The organism is Salinicoccus luteus DSM 17002, assembly GCF_000712035.1.
Classification (GTDB): Bacteria; Bacillota; Bacilli; order Staphylococcales; family Salinicoccaceae; genus Salinicoccus; species Salinicoccus luteus.
Map to the genome: position 1 here is coordinate 326,554 of NZ_KL544008.1, position 16,011 is coordinate 342,564.

Annotated in this window: 13 protein-coding genes; all 13 read left to right on the forward strand. The window is 51.7% G+C overall.

Annotated features, from left to right (window positions below; genetic code table 11):
* Positions 1 to 12: 12 nt before the first annotated feature.
* The 13 genes from pdhA to leuB all read left to right on the forward strand — a co-directional run bounded on the left by pdhA (position 13) and on the right by leuB (position 15,996).
* Positions 13 to 1,122: a pyruvate dehydrogenase (acetyl-transferring) E1 component subunit alpha gene (pdhA, locus tag BO53_RS0111500; RefSeq protein ID WP_031548339.1), complete on the forward strand. Its 1,110-nt coding sequence runs from the start codon at positions 13 to 15 to the stop codon at positions 1,120 to 1,122.
* 3 nt (positions 1,123 to 1,125) lie between these two features.
* A complete protein-coding gene (locus BO53_RS0111505) occupies positions 1,126 to 2,103 on the forward strand; it encodes an alpha-ketoacid dehydrogenase subunit beta (RefSeq protein ID WP_031548340.1) in 978 nt (325 codons plus the stop codon).
* 20 nt (positions 2,104 to 2,123) lie between these two features.
* Positions 2,124 to 3,434 carry a dihydrolipoamide acetyltransferase family protein gene (locus BO53_RS0111510; RefSeq protein ID WP_031548342.1) on the forward strand — a complete coding sequence of 437 codons (1,311 nt, stop codon included), beginning with the start codon at positions 2,124 to 2,126 and terminating at the stop codon, positions 3,432 to 3,434.
* 6 nt (positions 3,435 to 3,440) lie between these two features.
* Positions 3,441 to 4,847 carry a dihydrolipoyl dehydrogenase gene (lpdA, locus tag BO53_RS0111515; RefSeq protein WP_031548344.1) on the forward strand — a complete coding sequence of 469 codons (1,407 nt, stop codon included), beginning with the start codon at positions 3,441 to 3,443 and terminating at the stop codon, positions 4,845 to 4,847.
* A gap of 66 nt (positions 4,848 to 4,913) precedes the next feature.
* Positions 4,914 to 5,186, forward strand: a complete 273-nt coding sequence (locus tag BO53_RS0111520; RefSeq protein ID WP_031548346.1) for a UPF0223 family protein — start codon at positions 4,914 to 4,916, stop codon at positions 5,184 to 5,186.
* 217 nt (positions 5,187 to 5,403) lie between these two features.
* Positions 5,404 to 6,474 (forward strand): DUF4064 domain-containing protein, encoded by a 1,071-nt coding sequence (locus BO53_RS13630; protein ID WP_031548348.1) that lies wholly within the window; start codon positions 5,404 to 5,406, stop codon positions 6,472 to 6,474.
* Positions 6,475 to 6,704: 230 nt separating this feature from the next.
* Entirely contained in the window at positions 6,705 to 7,682 is a 978-nt protein-coding gene (locus tag BO53_RS0111530; protein WP_031548350.1) for a bile acid:sodium symporter family protein, read from the forward strand.
* Between the two features lie 30 nt (positions 7,683 to 7,712).
* Entirely contained in the window at positions 7,713 to 9,416 is a 1,704-nt protein-coding gene (gene ilvD / locus BO53_RS0111535; protein ID WP_031548352.1) for a dihydroxy-acid dehydratase, read from the forward strand.
* Between the two features lie 605 nt (positions 9,417 to 10,021).
* Positions 10,022 to 11,755: a biosynthetic-type acetolactate synthase large subunit gene (gene ilvB / locus BO53_RS0111540; protein WP_031548354.1), complete on the forward strand. Its 1,734-nt coding sequence runs from the start codon at positions 10,022 to 10,024 to the stop codon at positions 11,753 to 11,755.
* Positions 11,743 to 12,258: an acetolactate synthase small subunit gene (ilvN, locus tag BO53_RS0111545; protein WP_031548356.1), complete on the forward strand. Its 516-nt coding sequence runs from the start codon at positions 11,743 to 11,745 to the stop codon at positions 12,256 to 12,258. Before ilvB ends, ilvN begins: the two co-directional genes overlap by 13 nt.
* Positions 12,259 to 12,303: 45 nt before the next feature.
* Positions 12,304 to 13,338 carry a ketol-acid reductoisomerase gene (ilvC, locus tag BO53_RS0111550; RefSeq protein ID WP_031548358.1) on the forward strand — a complete coding sequence of 345 codons (1,035 nt, stop codon included), beginning with the start codon at positions 12,304 to 12,306 and terminating at the stop codon, positions 13,336 to 13,338.
* Complete coding sequence (locus BO53_RS0111555; RefSeq protein ID WP_031548359.1) at positions 13,325 to 14,869, forward strand: 2-isopropylmalate synthase; 1,545 nt, start codon at positions 13,325 to 13,327, stop codon at positions 14,867 to 14,869. The genes ilvC and BO53_RS0111555 overlap by 14 nt, the downstream gene beginning before the upstream one ends.
* 20 nt (positions 14,870 to 14,889) lie before the next feature.
* Entirely contained in the window at positions 14,890 to 15,996 is a 1,107-nt protein-coding gene (gene leuB / locus BO53_RS0111560) for a 3-isopropylmalate dehydrogenase (RefSeq protein ID WP_031548362.1), read from the forward strand.
* Positions 15,997 to 16,011: the final 15 nt, after the last annotated feature.

The following is a 16,011-nucleotide window of genomic DNA, read 5'->3' on the forward strand; positions in this document are numbered from 1 at the left end:
GGTGAACTGTTTATGGCACCGAAGAAAAAGAGCTTCGATCCGGTCAAGACACTTGAAGAGATCGAAAGCAAATTTGAAATGTTTCAGATTTTGGACCAGGACGGCAAGGTAGTGAATGAAGACTATATGCCGGACCTGTCGGATGATGACCTTGTAGAACTGATGGAGCGTATGGTCTGGACACGCGTGCTCGACCAGCGTTCAATTTCCCTCAGCAGACAGGGGCGTCTCGGCTTCTATGCACCGACAGCCGGCCAGGAAGCTTCCCAGCTTGCAAGCCAATATGCACTTGAAGGGGAGGACTACATCCTGCCGGGCTACCGTGATGTGCCGCAGCTGATCTGGCATGGCCTTCCACTGACGCAGGCATTCCTCTTCTCAAGAGGTCATTTCAAGGGGAACCAATTCCCTGAAGGCGTCAATGCACTCAGCCCTCAGATCATCATCGGTGCACAGTATGTGCAGACTGCCGGTGTTGCGCTGGGCATCAAAAAACGTGAGAAAGACGCTGTCGCAATCACTTACACAGGGGACGGCGGCACGTCCCAGGGTGACTTCTACGAGGGTGTCAACTTTGCGAGTGCCTACAAGGCGCCTGCAATCTTCGTCATCCAGAACAACCACTACGCGATCTCTACACCATGGGAGATGCAGACGGCCGCGAAAACACTTGCGCAAAAAGGTGTGGCCTCAGGTGTGCCGGGCGTACTCGTCGATGGCATGGATCCGCTCGCAGTCTATAAAGTGACCAAGGATGCACGTGACCGTGCGGTCGCAGGAGAAGGGCCTACTGTAATAGAAATGCTGTGCTACCGCTACGGACCGCATACAATGGCGGGGGACGACCCGACACGCTACAGGACTTCCGACGAAGATTCCGATTGGGAGAAGAAAGATCCGCTCGTCCGTTTCCGCACCTTCCTCGAGTCCAAAGAACTATGGAGCGAGGAGAAAGAGAACGAAGTGATGGAACAGGCGAAAGAGGACATCAAGAAGGCTGTGAAGGAAGCAGATGGAGTTGAGAAGCAGACTGTCACTCAACTGATGGAAAATATGTATGACGAAATGCCTTCCAACCTTGAAGAGCAGTATGAAGTCTACAAAGAAAAGGAGTCGAAATAAGCAATGGCAGAGATGACAATGATCCAGGCAATCACTAATGCGATGGCCACGGAATTGAAAAATGACGAGAACGTCCTCGTCTTCGGTGAAGACGTTGGTGTGAACGGCGGTGTATTCCGTGCGACCGAAGGTCTTCAGAAGGAATTTGGCGAAGACCGCGTCTTCGACACACCCCTCGCCGAAAGTGGACTCGCCTCAATGGGGCTCGGCCTCACACTTGAAGGCTTCCGTCCTGTTGTCGAAATCCAATTCTTCGGCTTCGTATTCGAAGCAATGGATGGCATCGCCGGCCAGATAGCACGCCATAGGCACCGTTCAGGAGCGAGCAAGGAAGCGCCGATCGTAATCCGTGCACCATTCGGCGGCGGGGTACACACGCCGGAACTCCACGCAGACTCCCTTGAAGGGCTCATGGCACAGACACCGGGACTTAAAGTGGTCATCCCTTCCACTCCAACAGATGCGAAAGGCCTGCTCATCGAAGCAATCCGCTCCAACGACCCTGTCATATTCCTCGAGCACATGAAGCTTTACCGTTCATTCCGTGAAGACGTGCCGGAAGAGGACTACACTGTGGAAATCGGCAAGGCGAACGTCAAGCGTGAAGGAGATGACATTACACTGATCGCCTATGGCGCAATGGTGCAGGAAGCGATCAAGGCGGCAGATGCATTGGCAGAAGAGGACATTTCTGCAGAAGTCATCGACTTGAGGACAGTATCCCCAATCGATTACGACACGCTCGTGGAATCCGTAGAGAAGACGAACCGGGCTGTAGTGATCCAGGAAGCACAGCGCCAGGCAGGTGTTTCCGCGAATGTCGCGGCTGAACTGTCAGAACGTGCGATACTGAGCCTTGAAGCGCCAATCATGCGCGTAACTGCGCCGGATACTGTCTATCCGTTTACACAGGCAGAAGGCATATGGCTTCCTAACAAGGATGATATCATCGAACGTGCGAAACAAGTATTGGACTTTTAATCAGCAAAGGAGGAAATACTGTGGCATTTGAATTTAAACTGCCGGATATCGGTGAAGGTATCCATGAAGGTGAAATCGTCAAGTGGTTCATAGGTGAAGGCGATGAAATCAAAGAGGACGACGTACTCGCAGAAGTGCAGAACGACAAGGCCGTAGTTGAAATCCCGTCCCCTGTGGATGGTACGATCAAGAAGCTGCATGTTGAAGAAGGTACAGTGACGACTGTCGGGGAGACAATCGTGACGATCGACGACGGCTCCGAAGATTCCGGTGAAGAAGAACCGGCAAAAGAGGACAAGAAAGAAACCTCCGAGCAGAAGGAAGAAAAAGAAACAGAAGAAAAAACAAAAGAGGACGCTTCCAAAGAGGAAGAGGACTCCAAGGATTCCGGCAAGGGCAAATCAGATGAACGTGTCATTGCGATGCCATCTGTACGCAAGTTCGCACGCGACAATGATGTCGACATCCACGAAGTATCCGGCAGTGGCAAGAACGGCCGTGTACTTAAAGAGGATATCGAAGCGTTCATGAATGGTGATCAGACTTCCACGGACTCTTCAGAAGAGGCGGAAGCATCCGAAGAGCAGGCTGAAGGCAAGCCGGAGAAACAGGCGGCCCCTGAAGGCGACTTCCCTGAAACGCGCGAGAAGATGAGCGGCATGAGAAAAGCGATTGCGAAGGCAATGGTGAACTCCAAGCAGACATCCCCTCACGTGACGCATCTTGATGAAATTGAAGTCCAGGCCCTATGGGACCACAGGAAGAAGTTCAAGGGTATTGCAGAGGAGCAGGGCGTCAAGCTCACATTCCTTCCTTATGTTGTGAAGGCCCTTGTGTCCATGCTCAAGAAATATCCTGAGTTCAACACTTCAATCGATAATGAAACATTTGAAGTTATCCAGAAACATTATTATAATGTGGGTATTGCTGCGGATACAGAACGCGGACTTGTCGTGCCTGTCGTTAAGCATGCCGATAAGAAATCCATGTTTGAAATCTCCGATGAAATCAACAATCTTGCTGTAAAAGCACGTGATGGCAAGCTGTCCGGTGAAGAGATGAAAGGCGGATCCATGACGATCTCAAACCTTGGTTCTGCAGGTGGACAATGGTTCACTCCTGTCATCAACCAGCCGGAAGTTGCAATTCTCGGCATCGGCCGCATCGAACAGAAGGCCATTGTCAGAGATGGAGAAATCGTTGCAGCACCTGTACTTGCCCTGTCACTCAGCTATGACCACAGACAGATTGACGGAATGACAGCACAGAACGCCCTGAACCATGTTAAACGTTTGCTTAACAATCCAGAATTACTATTAATGGAGGGATAATTACAGATGGTTGTTGGAGATTTTCCTATTGAAACTGATACTATTGTAGTTGGCGCCGGCCCAGGTGGCTATGTTGCAGCAATCCGTGCAGCACAGCTCGGCCAGAAAGTGACAATCGTAGAGAAGGATGTTCTTGGTGGAGTATGTCTGAACGTCGGATGTATTCCTTCCAAGGCCATGATTTCCTCTTCCCACCGTTTCCATCAGGCACAGGATTCCGAAGACATGGGAGTCATCACCGAAGGTGTCAAACTTGATTTTTCAAAAGTGCAATCCTTCAAGGAGAGCGTAGTCAAAAAGCTCACTGGCGGTGTTGAGAGCCTGCTTAAGGGAAACAAGGTCGAAATCGTCAAAGGCGAAGCATACTTCGTTGATGAGAACAAAATGAAGGTCATGGACGATAAGCAGTCCCAGACTTATGAATTCAAAAATGCAATCATCGCTACAGGTTCCCGTCCGATCGAGATTCCTGGTTTCAAATTCGGTGAACGTGTACTGGATTCCACAGGTGCACTTGCACTCGAAGAAAAGCCGGAAAAACTCGTCGTCATCGGTGGCGGCTACATCGGTTCCGAGCTCGGTACAGCCTATGCAAACTTCGGTACTGAAGTGACGATTCTTGAAGGTGCGAAAGACATTCTTGGCGGGTTCGAAAAACAGATGACGCAGCTTGTCAAAAAGAAACTCAAGAAAAAAGGCGTAACCGTCGAAACACAGGCGATGGCCAAAGAAGCCGAAGAGACGGAAAACGGCGTCAAAGTGACGTATGAAGTCAAAGGCGAAACGAAAGAGATCGAAGCGGACTATGTGCTCGTCACAGTGGGCCGCCGTCCGAACACGGACGAACTCGGTCTTGAAGAGATCGGCATCAAAATGACGGACAAGGGCATTGTCGAAGTCGACAAGCAGTCCAGGACTTCCGTGAAGAACATCTTCGCAATCGGGGACATTGTTCCTGGGCTTCCACTTGCCCATAAAGCAAGCTATGAAGGCAAAGTAGCGGCAGAAGCGATTGCCGGAGAAAAATCTGAAGTCGACTACCTCGGCATGCCGGCTGTCTGCTTCACCGAGCCTGAACTTGCTACTGTAGGCTACAACGAAGCGGATGCCAAAGAAGCTGGATTCGAAGTGAAGACAGGCAAGTTCCCATTCGCGGCAAACGGCCGTGCGCTGGGTCTTAATGAAACGGATGGTTTCGTAAAACTGGTTTCACGCAAAGAAGACGGCTTGCTTCTTGGCGCCCAGGTGGCAGGTACAGGCGCTTCCGACATCATCGCTGAACTCGGTCTTGCGATAGAGACCGGCATGACGGCAGAGGATATTGCCCTCACGATCCATGCCCACCCGACACTTGGAGAAATTCCAATGGAAGCGGCAGACGTTGTGCTCGGCAAACCAATCCACACTATGTAATAGGACTGACCATGGGCGCCCATCCGGGCGCCCTTTTTTATTATATTGACAGATAGGAGTCTGAATATGGAAGAATACAGCTACCCGATAGATGTCGACTGGACAACAGATGAAATCATCGATGTCGTCGCATTTTTCGAAGCCATTGAAAAAGCCTACGACGAGGGGATTGTCGCGTCGGAACTGAAAGGGAAGTACCGCAGCTTCAAAGCGGTTGTGCCCGGCAAGGCTGAGGAGAAGACCATCTTCAGGGAATTCAAGTCGAACAGCGGCCTCGAGTCCTACGCGGTGGTCAAACTGCTCAATGATGCAGACGAGGACGATGTCATCAGAATATAAATCCACCCACCAGGCCTGTTCCCGATTGGGGACAGGCTTTTTCTTTTCCAATGTAACAGGATAAACGGCAACGGTCTGAAAATGTCATGGTCATCCGGAAGGTGTCCGAAGCGTTCGGGTGACATGATCCATTAGGCGTATATACCGCTCAGAGTTGATTAAAATATCAACGGTAGGGTATTATTCAAAATGAGGACATAATATCTGGGAGGTTAACATGGCTAGAAAAAATTACACACAAACAGTAGAACCTGTCAGCCGGATTGCTGAAAAGATTTTCGGCTGGCTGGCCTGGCTCGGACTGCTCGCGATTACCGCTTTGCTTCTATTCTTTTCACTGGTCACCATGAACGATCCAGCATTTGTTGATAATCTAAGGCAGCAGCTGGAGACGGAATTCCAGAACTTGGCGCAGCAGGGGCAGGATCTGGGGGCGGCTCCGGGAGAGATTGCCAACATGGCAGTCGGTTGGCTGAACAACGTCTGGATGATCGCCCTTTATCTTGCGATACCGCTGATTCTCGGGCTCTTCGGCCTATTGACGATGCGCCGTAGAATACTTGCCGGCTTCCTGCTCCTTATTGCAGGCATCCTGACGGCACCGCTGATTGCATTCGTCATCACTGGACTTATTCCACTGTTCTTCGTCATTGCAGCGATCCTTCTGTTCGTCAGAAAAGATCGTGTCATTACCCATGATGATGACTTGGAGCCGCTTGATGAGAGAAGGGATGCCACCGGACGCCGTGGAGACGGAATCCGGGACGACAGGCAGCGCACACCGGTGGATGATGCATCATACGATCGTCGCCGTGATATGGAAAGGGACCTGGAAGACAATCAGGTGAACCGCCGTGGAGACGACCCTGTCGGAAGGTATGAAGAGGACCGTGAAAAACAGCGTCGTGCGGATGAAATTGATGAGAGGCAGCGTACTGGACGGGACGATGATCTGGAAAAGACCCGGACATTCCGCAGTCTGGACGACAGTGACAGAGGCGGCCGTTCAGGTGTCGTCGCCAGTGATGCACAGTCTGACCGCGAAGGTGAGTACGGCACACGTGATGAGGATCGCTATGTCGACCGCAACATCGATTCCCAGGAGACGACGGAGCCGGTCACAGAAGAAGAGTATGCCCGCCGTGGCGGCATCGGTACCGAAAGGAACGATGGCAGCGAGATTACACCGGGTGATGAATCGGTGAACCGCCGTGGAGAGGATTATGACTACGGTGCAACAAGAGAGCGTCGGGATAATGTAAACCGCCGCAACAATGACACACTGTAATTGAATGACAGGTTTAAGCCCCGGCTCTTTGAGCCGGGGCTTAATTCTTTTGAGAACCCTTCATTTGTAATCGATTTCATCCAAATATGCCAATGGATGCAGCCCTCCGATTGTAAAAATATAATTTCAAAGATTCTAAAAATTTTAATAAAATCTCTAGGCTATTCCCATTTTATCTGTTAAGATACTTTCTATAGTTTCAAGCTTTATCCAATGAGGAGGGAAAATTGATGAATGGTTTGGCAAGACTGAGTCAATTCATAGGAAGTACGTTCGGCATCTGGGTCATTATTTTTGCGATCCTGTCATTTGTTCTGCCAGGAGGATTTACATGGATTGCACCATACATAAACCTGCTGCTCGGCATCATCATGTTCGGCATGGGTCTGACACTCAAGCTGACGGACTTCAAAAGGGTGTTGAAAGCACCAAAACTGGTTCTTATCGTCGTACTGTCCCAGTACACGATCATGCCGCTGTTGGCGCTCGGGCTGGTCGTACTGTTCCAGCTGCCGCCTGAAATTGCGGTCGGTGTCATCCTGGTCGGGTGTACACCTGGAGGAACGTCATCGAATGTCATGACCTTCCTGGCAAAAGGGAATACGGCGCTGTCGGTGACGGCAACTGCGGTATCTACGGTCCTGGCGCCCATCCTGACTCCTGCGCTTACACTGCTGCTCGCAAGTGCGTGGCTTCCGGTATCATTCATGGATCTCTTCGTCTCGATCATCCAGATTGTGCTGGTTCCGATTGCACTTGGCCTGGCGGTGAGGATGCTGCTCGGCGATCATGTTGAAAAGGGCATCTCCGTCCTGCCGCTCATCTCTGTAGTCGGCATCGTCGGGGTTGTCGCAGCAGTCGTCTCGAACAATACGGAGGCGATCATGCAGTCCGGCCTCCTGATCTTCGGTGTTGTCATACTGCACAATGTGCTTGGCTATCTCGTAGGGTTTGTACTGGCCAAAGTACTGCGTTTCGACCTTGCAGACCAGAAGGCGGTATCGATTGAAGTCGGCATGCAGAATTCAGGGCTTGCAGCGGCGCTGTCCGCAGCACACTTCTCACCGCTCTCCGCCGTGCCGGCTGCCTTGTTCAGCGTTTGGCACAATATTTCCGGCTCCATGGTCGCAACGTGGATGAGCAAATATCGCGACGATGAAAAAGGAACGGAAGCAGAATCAGTCAAAAATGAAGAAGTACATGTATAATGGGTCATAATCATGAAGGGTGGTTTTTGAATGTCAACAGAAGGAAAGACTAAAAAGGATCTTCGCATCAAAAGCAAAGTGTATACGGAAAGTGACGTGAAGGCACCGAACAGGGCAATGCTCCGTGCTGTCGGACTGACGGATGAGAGCTTCACAAAGCCGCAGATCGGCATCGCCAGCACATGGGCCGAGGTGACACCATGCAACATCCATCTGAACGATCTCGCAAAAGAGGCGAAGGCGGGTGCGGCAGAAGCGGGCGGCGTGCCGCTCCAGTTCAATACGATCACCGTATCAGACGGAATCTCCATGGGGACGCAGGGCATGCGCTACTCCCTGCCATCACGTGATCTTATTGCCGATTCCATCGAAACGGTCGTAGGGGCTGAGAATCTGGATGGTCTCGTGGCGATCGGAGCCTGTGACAAAAACATCCCGGGCTGTGCAATTGCGATCGCCAATGCGGAAGTGCCTGCGGTATTCGTCTATGGCGGCACGATTGCGCCGGGCCAGCACAGAGGCCGCGACATCGACCTGGTCAGTGTCTTCGAAGGCGTCGGCAAACTGAACGCCGGTGAAATCGATGAGAAGGAACTGAACCAGATCGAATGCAATGCATGTCCAGGCGCAGGAGCGTGCGGTGGAATGTACACTGCCAACACCATGGCATCCGCAATGGAGGCACTTGGACTCAGTCTGCCCGGCAGCGCGTCAAACCCGGCCGAATCACAGGCGAAAGCTGAAGATGTCAAAGCTGCGGGCGAAGCGGTCTACAAGTTGCTCGAGGAAGGCATCTATCCGAAGGACATCATGACGGAGAAGGCGTTTGAAAATGCCATCACTGTGGTCATGGCGCTGGGCGGATCGACGAATGCGATCCTGCACCTCCTCGCCATCGCCCATGCGGCAGAAGTGGATCTGACAATCGATGATTTCAACCGCATCCAGGAGAAGGTCCCGCATCTGGCGGACCTGAAACCAAGCGGACGCTATGTCATGCAGGACCTCTATAAGGTCGGAGGCGTGCAGGGCGTAATGAAGATGCTGCATAGGGAAGGCTACCTCCATGGGGACTGCATGACGGTGACCGGCAAGACAGTGGCTGAAAACCTTGAAGAAGTGGACGACCTCGTTGAAGGGCAGGACGTCATCATGCCGTTTGACAATCCGAAACGTGCAGATGGACCGCTCATCGTCCTGAAAGGAAACCTGTCACCGACAGGTGCAGTGGCGAAGGTGTCCGGAGTGAAAGTCGCCCGCCACGAAGGACCTGCCAGGGTGTTCGACAATGAGAAGGAGGCATCCGATGCTGTACTGGCCAATGAAATCAACGAAGGGGATGTCCTCGTAATCCGCTATGTCGGTCCGAAAGGCGGACCCGGCATGCCAGAGATGCTCTCCATTTCCAGCCTCCTGGTCGGCAAGGGGCTCGGCGAAAAGGTGGCACTGCTCACGGACGGCCGCTTTTCCGGAGGCACGCATGGACTCGTCGTCGGGCATATTTCGCCTGAAGCACAAAGTGGGGGACCAATCGCTTTCCTCAAGGAAGGGGATATGGTGACAATCGACTCCACGAAGAAGGAGATATCCTGCGATGTATCCGAAGAAGAGATGGAAAGGCGCCGCAGCGAGTGGGAAGCACCACCCCTTTATAAAAAGGGTGTACTCGGTAAATATGCGCACAATGTAACCTGCTCCTCGGAAGGTGCAGTGACGGACTACCTTACCAAATAGAACATGCATGCACGGCATAATCATGCTGTGCATTTTTTTATTAGAAGGCCTATATGGGATCGTTTGAAATAAATCAGAAAAATATTTTATTTTTCTAAACCTTGACATGACGGCAATGTAACCGTTTACATTTTCAGAAATATTAGATAATTAGAAATTATTTCGAAACAGGTGGTTGATTTCTTTCCTCAAACGTTATAAGATTACTTTCAATATCACATATCAGAAATATCAGATAAATATAAATCGCAAAAAAACGACGATGGGAACGTAGAGGAAAGACAGGTCGATTACCAGAGACCCGGGATGCTGGAAACCGGGATTGACACTTTCTTCTATCTCGACCCTGAGTGCCGGACTGAAATATTGACAGTAGGCTCGGCCGGGTGTATGGCACCCGTTACCAAAACGGACTTTCCAAAAGTCCATAAGGCATGCTTCGCAAGAATCATGCAAAACTGGGTGGTACCGTGAAATAGCTCTTTTCGCCCCATGACATGCTCGCAGTCCGACTGGGAGTAGAACGTGGGGGAGAAGAGCTATTTTTTTATAATCGAATTAAATACAGAGGATCTTGCTCAAGATTTACAAGGAGGTAAGTGGTAATGAAAACACAAACTGAAACGCACACACAACCAGTTGAACAAAAACTGAGGACAGGGGCTGACCTTTTCGTCCAATCACTTGTTGAAGAAAAGGTGGACACAGTATTCGGCTATCCTGGTGGGGCAGTGCTGCCGATCTACGATGCACTATATCGGGCGGACGCTCCGTTTCAGCATATTCTATGCAGGCACGAACAGGGCCTCATCCATGCTGCTGAAGGCTACGCAAGGGTAACAGGCAAGCCTGGTGTCGTCATTGCCACTTCAGGACCGGGTGCAACCAACCTGATCACGGGCATCACGGATGCAATGATGGATTCACTGCCGGTCGTCGTATTCACCGGACAGGTGTCGACCGCAGTCATCGGCTCCGATGCTTTCCAGGAAGCGGATGTAATCGGTCTGACAACCCCGATAACGAAGCATAATTATCAGGTGACGGATATCAAGGATCTGCCGCGGATAACGAAGGAGGCGTTCCACATCGCTTCGACAGGGCGGCCGGGACCGGTCGTCGTGGACATTCCGAAGAACATCGCCCAGGAAATCACGGACAAGACATTCGATACTTCGTTCCATCTGCCGGGCTATCAGCCGACGATCAAGCCGAACCCGCTGCAGATAAGAAGACTCGCTGAAGCACTTGCGAAAGCGAAGAAGCCGGTGCTTCTGGCCGGTGCCGGTGTCCATTTTGCAGATGCCTCTGAAGAACTCAAGGCTTTTGCCGAAAAGTTCGAACTGCCGGTCACGACGACACTGCTTGGGCTTGGCAGCTTCCCGGGAGGTCATGAACAGGCACTCGGGATGGCCGGGATGCACGGCTCCTACAGTGCGAACATGGCCCTCTATGAAGCGGACCTGCTGATCAATATCGGTGCAAGATTCGATGATCGGCTCACAGGAGCCATACAGCACTTTGCACCGGAAGCAACAGTCGCACACATCGATATAGACCCTGCCGAGATCGGCAAGAACATCGAAACGAAGATCCCGGTCGTCGGCGATGCAGGGGAAGCATTAAGGGCCCTGCTGGATATCGATATCGAATGCACCGACCACTCCAGCTGGAGTGAAAATGCGATGAACAATAAGAAGGAATACCCATTCTGGTTCGAACGTTCCGATGACTTGATTTCACCCCAATGGCTGATCGAATCGATTTACCGCGAAACGGATGGTCATGCGATCGTCACAACGGACGTCGGTCAGCATCAGATGTGGGCGGCCCAGTTCTATCAGTTCAATTCTCCGCACAAATGGGTGACATCCGGTGGACTCGGCACGATGGGCTTCGGCCTTCCGGCAGCAATCGGTGCACAGCTTGGCCGACCGGAAGAGACGGTGGTGGCCATCGTCGGGGACGGCGGCTTCCAGATGACCATGCAGGAGATGGCGGTCGTCAAACAGCACAACCTTCCGATCAAAGTCATCATCGTCAACAATGAAGCGCTTGGCATGGTGAGGCAGTGGCAGGAAAGTTTCTATGAGGAACGCTACTCCGCTTCACTGCTGACCGAGAATCCGGACTTCATCAAACTTGCTGAAGGCTTCGGGGTCAAGGGCATCCGGGTTTCAAAGGAGACCGATGTACCTTCCGTCATCAAGGAAGTCTTCCAGCATGACGGCCCGGTGCTTGTCGATGCCAGAGTGCAGAAGCTCGACAAAGTATACCCGATGGTTGCTCCGGGCAAGGGAAACCATGAAATGATAGGGGTGAAACAATGCGAAGAATAATTACAGCCACCGTCCAGAATTCGAGCGGCGTGCTGAACAGGATCACCGGCATGCTGTCGAAACGGGCTTTCAATATAGAAAGCATCACAGTCGGCACAACCGAAATAGAAGGCATATCCAAGATGACGTTTGTAGTGGAAGTGCCGGATCCAAACAAGATCGAACAGCTGACAAAGCAGCTGAACAAGCAGATTGACGTATTGAAAGTGAACGACATTACCGAAAAGGCCATTGTCCAAAGGGAGCTTGCACTGATCAAGGTGGGCAGTACAAGCGCTTCCCGGGCGGAAATCCAGGGTGTCATCGAACCGTTCAGGGCGCGTGTCCTGGATGTATCGAGGGACAGCCTGGTGATAGAAGTGACAGGCAAACCGGACAAGATTGAGGCGCTCATCGACCTGCTCCATCCATACGGCATCAAGGACATGACACGGACAGGGGTGACGGCTTTCCCAAGAGGAAAGCAGCCCAGGCAGATCCAGGAGTTTACATTAAGCGTATAGCATTAAAACAAAAAATAAATACACACAAATGAGAGGAAGATTATAATGACTAAAGTATTCTATGACAAAGACATCAACAAAGAGGCGCTCCAAGGAAAGAAAATCGCAATCGTCGGGTACGGCTCCCAGGGACATGCACACGCCCAGAACTTGCGTGACAGCGGATACGAGGTCGTAGTCGGACTCAGACCAGGCAAATCCCATGACAAGGCCAAAGAGGATGGTTTCGAAGTGAAGGCGGTCGCCGATGCAGTCGCCGAAGCGGATGTCACGATGGTACTGCTGCCGGATGAAAACCAGCCTAAGGTATATGAAGAAAGCATCAAGGACAACATGAAACCAAACAGTGCCCTCGCTTTCGCACACGGCTTCAACATCCACTTCAACCAGGTGGTTCCGAGGGAAGATGTCGACGTATTCCTGGTCGCTCCAAAAGGACCCGGCCACCTTGTAAGAAGGACATATGAAGAGGAGGCAGGCGTACCTGCACTATACGGCATCTTCCAGGATGTATCAGGAAAAGCGACGGATGTTGCGATGGCATACGCTGCGGGCATCGGTGCTGCAAGAGCAGGTGTGCTTGAGACTTCATTCCAGGAAGAGACGGAAACGGATCTCTTTGGAGAACAGGCTGTATTATGCGGCGGACTGACAAGTCTCGTGAAAGCAGGGTTCGAAACATTGACTGAAGCAGGCTATCAGCCTGAAGTGGCATACTTCGAGTGTCTGCATGAAATGAAGCTCATCGTGGACCTGATGTATGAAGGCGGCATGGAGAATATGAGATATTCCATCTCCGACACTGCACAGTGGGGTGACTTCGTATCCGGACCACGCGTCGTAAATGACGAAACGAAGGCACGCATGAAGGATGTACTGACAGAGATCCAGAACGGCCAGTTTGCCAAAGGCTGGATCCTGGAAAACCAGGCGGGACGTCCACAGTTCAATGCAATCAACAATAATGAATACAACCATCCGATTACAAAAGTCGGACAGGACCTGCGTGATCTGATGCCATTCGTCAAGCAGCCTGTCAATGACAAAAAGAAAGAAGGGAAAGTCCATGTCACGAATTAGGATATTTGATACGACCCTTCGGGATGGGGAGCAGTCCCCAGGCGTGAATCTGAATAAGATGGAGAAACTTGAAATCGCGAAGCAGCTTGAGCGCCTTGGTGTGGATGTCATGGAGGCCGGCTTTCCAGCCGCCTCCGAAGGCGACTTCCAGGCAGTCAAGCTGATTGCGGATACTATCAAAAATGTTTCAGTTACAGCACTTGCCCGGACGAGAGTAGAGGATATCGATCGTGCCTATGAGGCTTTGAAGAATACACCACACCCAAGAATCCATATTTTCCTGGCGACATCCCCGATTCATATGACTTATAAGCTGAAGATGACGCCGGAACAGGTGATCCAGCAGTCGGTGGATATGGTGAAGTACGCCAAGGAAAAGTTCGAGGAAGTGGAATGGTCCGCTGAAGATGCGACACGTTCCGAGTGGCCTTTCCTGGCCCAGGTGATCGAACAGGTCATCGAAGCCGGAGCGACGGTCGTGAACCTTCCGGATACGGTAGGCTATACGACACCTGATGAATATGGAAACATGTTCAAGTATATGAAGGAAAATGTTCCGAACATCGACCGAGTTGACCTCTCATGCCATTGCCATAACGACCTAGGGATGGCGGCAGCCAATACCATCGCAGCCATTGAAAATGGCGCGACCCAGGTCGAAGGCACAATCAACGGCATCGGCGAGCGGGCAGGCAATGTGGCACTTGAGGAAGTTGCGATTGCACTGAAGATACGCAGCGACCGCTACAGCTACGAAACAAGCCTCAAGCTCAATGAAATCAAACGTTCCAGCGATCTTGTGGCAAAGCTCACGGGCATGTATGTGCAGGCGAACAAGGCGATCGTCGGCCGGAATGCATATGCACACGAATCCGGCATCCACCAGGATGGCGTTCTGAAGAACGCGGAGACATATGAGATCATCACGCCTGAGCTCGTCGGCGTATCGTCCAACACATTGTTCATGGGCAAACACTCTGGCCGTCATGCATTCAAGGATAAGGTCAAGGCCTTCGGTGTGGAAATGACGGATGATGAACTCAAGGCGGCGTTCAAGAACTTCAAGACGCTCACCGACCACAAGCGTGAAGTGACGGATGACGACATCTATACACTGATCATGGAGGTCAAGACGGACCAGTCGGTGATGAACAAGTATGAACTCGAAACGTTCCAGGTCAACTATGGGACGCAGAATATTACGACTGCCACAGTGGCGCTCAACACTCCGGATGGAGAAACAGTCCAGACGGCAGCCACCGGAAATGGCAGTGTCGAAGCGCTGTACCGTACCATTTCCGAACTGATCGACTACGATCAGAAACTGCTCGACTATCAGCTCAATTCGGTCGGCGGCGGAAAGGATGCACTTGCTGAATCCCATGTCCAGCTCTCTGTCGAAGGGGAGACCGTTAATGGTCGGGGGACGGCACAGGATGTCATCGAAGCTTCGGCAAATGCGTATATCAACGCGGTCAACAGGTATATCCTGAAGACCCAGGCAGAAAAAGAAGAGGTCGTTAACGGATAAAGTGAAATGGAGGGGTACAAATGAGAAAACAAGTAATCCTATTACCTGGTGACGGGGTGGGCCCGGAAATCATGGAAGGCGCAAAAGCAGTACTGAACGCCATAGCGAGTGAATACAATCATGAATTCATCGTCCATGAACATGCAATCGGCGGTGACGCCATCGACCGATATGATACTCCATTGCCGGAGGATACGGTCAAAGCGTGCAAAAACGCGGATGCGATTCTCCTGGGAGCTGTAGGCGGTCCGAAATGGGATGGTATTCCTGCAGGTAAAAGGCCTGAAAAAGGGTTGCTCGGCATCCGCAAGTCGCTTGGCCTTTTCGCAAATTTGCGTCCGGTACAGGGGTTCGGACCGCTTGTTCATGCCTCTCCACTAAAAACCGAGCTTGTCGATGGCTGCGACATCCTTATTGTCCGTGAATTGACCGGAGGCCTTTATTTCGGGAAACCGAGTGGACGGAGTACCGATGGTGAGGAAGTCGTCGATACGCTGCGCTATACCCGGAGCGAAATCGAAAGGATCGTCGAGAAAGGTTTCGAAGCTGCCCAAATGCGGAGCGGCAAGTTGACATCCGTCGACAAGGCGAATGTACTTGAATCAAGTCGCATGTGGAGGGAAGTCGTCGATGAAAAGGCGAGGGACTATCCGGATGTGCAGGTGGAACACCAGCTCGTCGATTCGGCAGCAATGAAACTGATCACAAACCCGAAGCAGTTCGATGTCATCGTCACTGAAAACCTGTTTGGCGATATTCTCAGTGATGAGGCTTCCGTACTCACCGGTTCGCTCGGAATGCTGCCTTCAGCAAGCCTGCGTTCAGATGGGGTAGGCCTCTATGAACCGGTCCATGGTTCGGCGCCGGATATTGCCGGAACAGGCGTAGTCAATCCGCTCGGCATGATCCTCTCCACTGCGATGATGCTCAAGTACTCATTCGGCATGGAAGAGGAAGCGGCGGAGATCGAACGGGCCGTCGCTGAATGCCTGGAGGACGGGTATCATACACGCGACCTTGATGTGAAAGACGGGAAGGTCGTCGGGACGGAAGAAATGGTCAAACGGATCATTGACAACCTGTCGACGAAAAGTATCTCAAATGCAATCTGCAGTTCTTATATGTAAGGAAAAGGTGTGTCG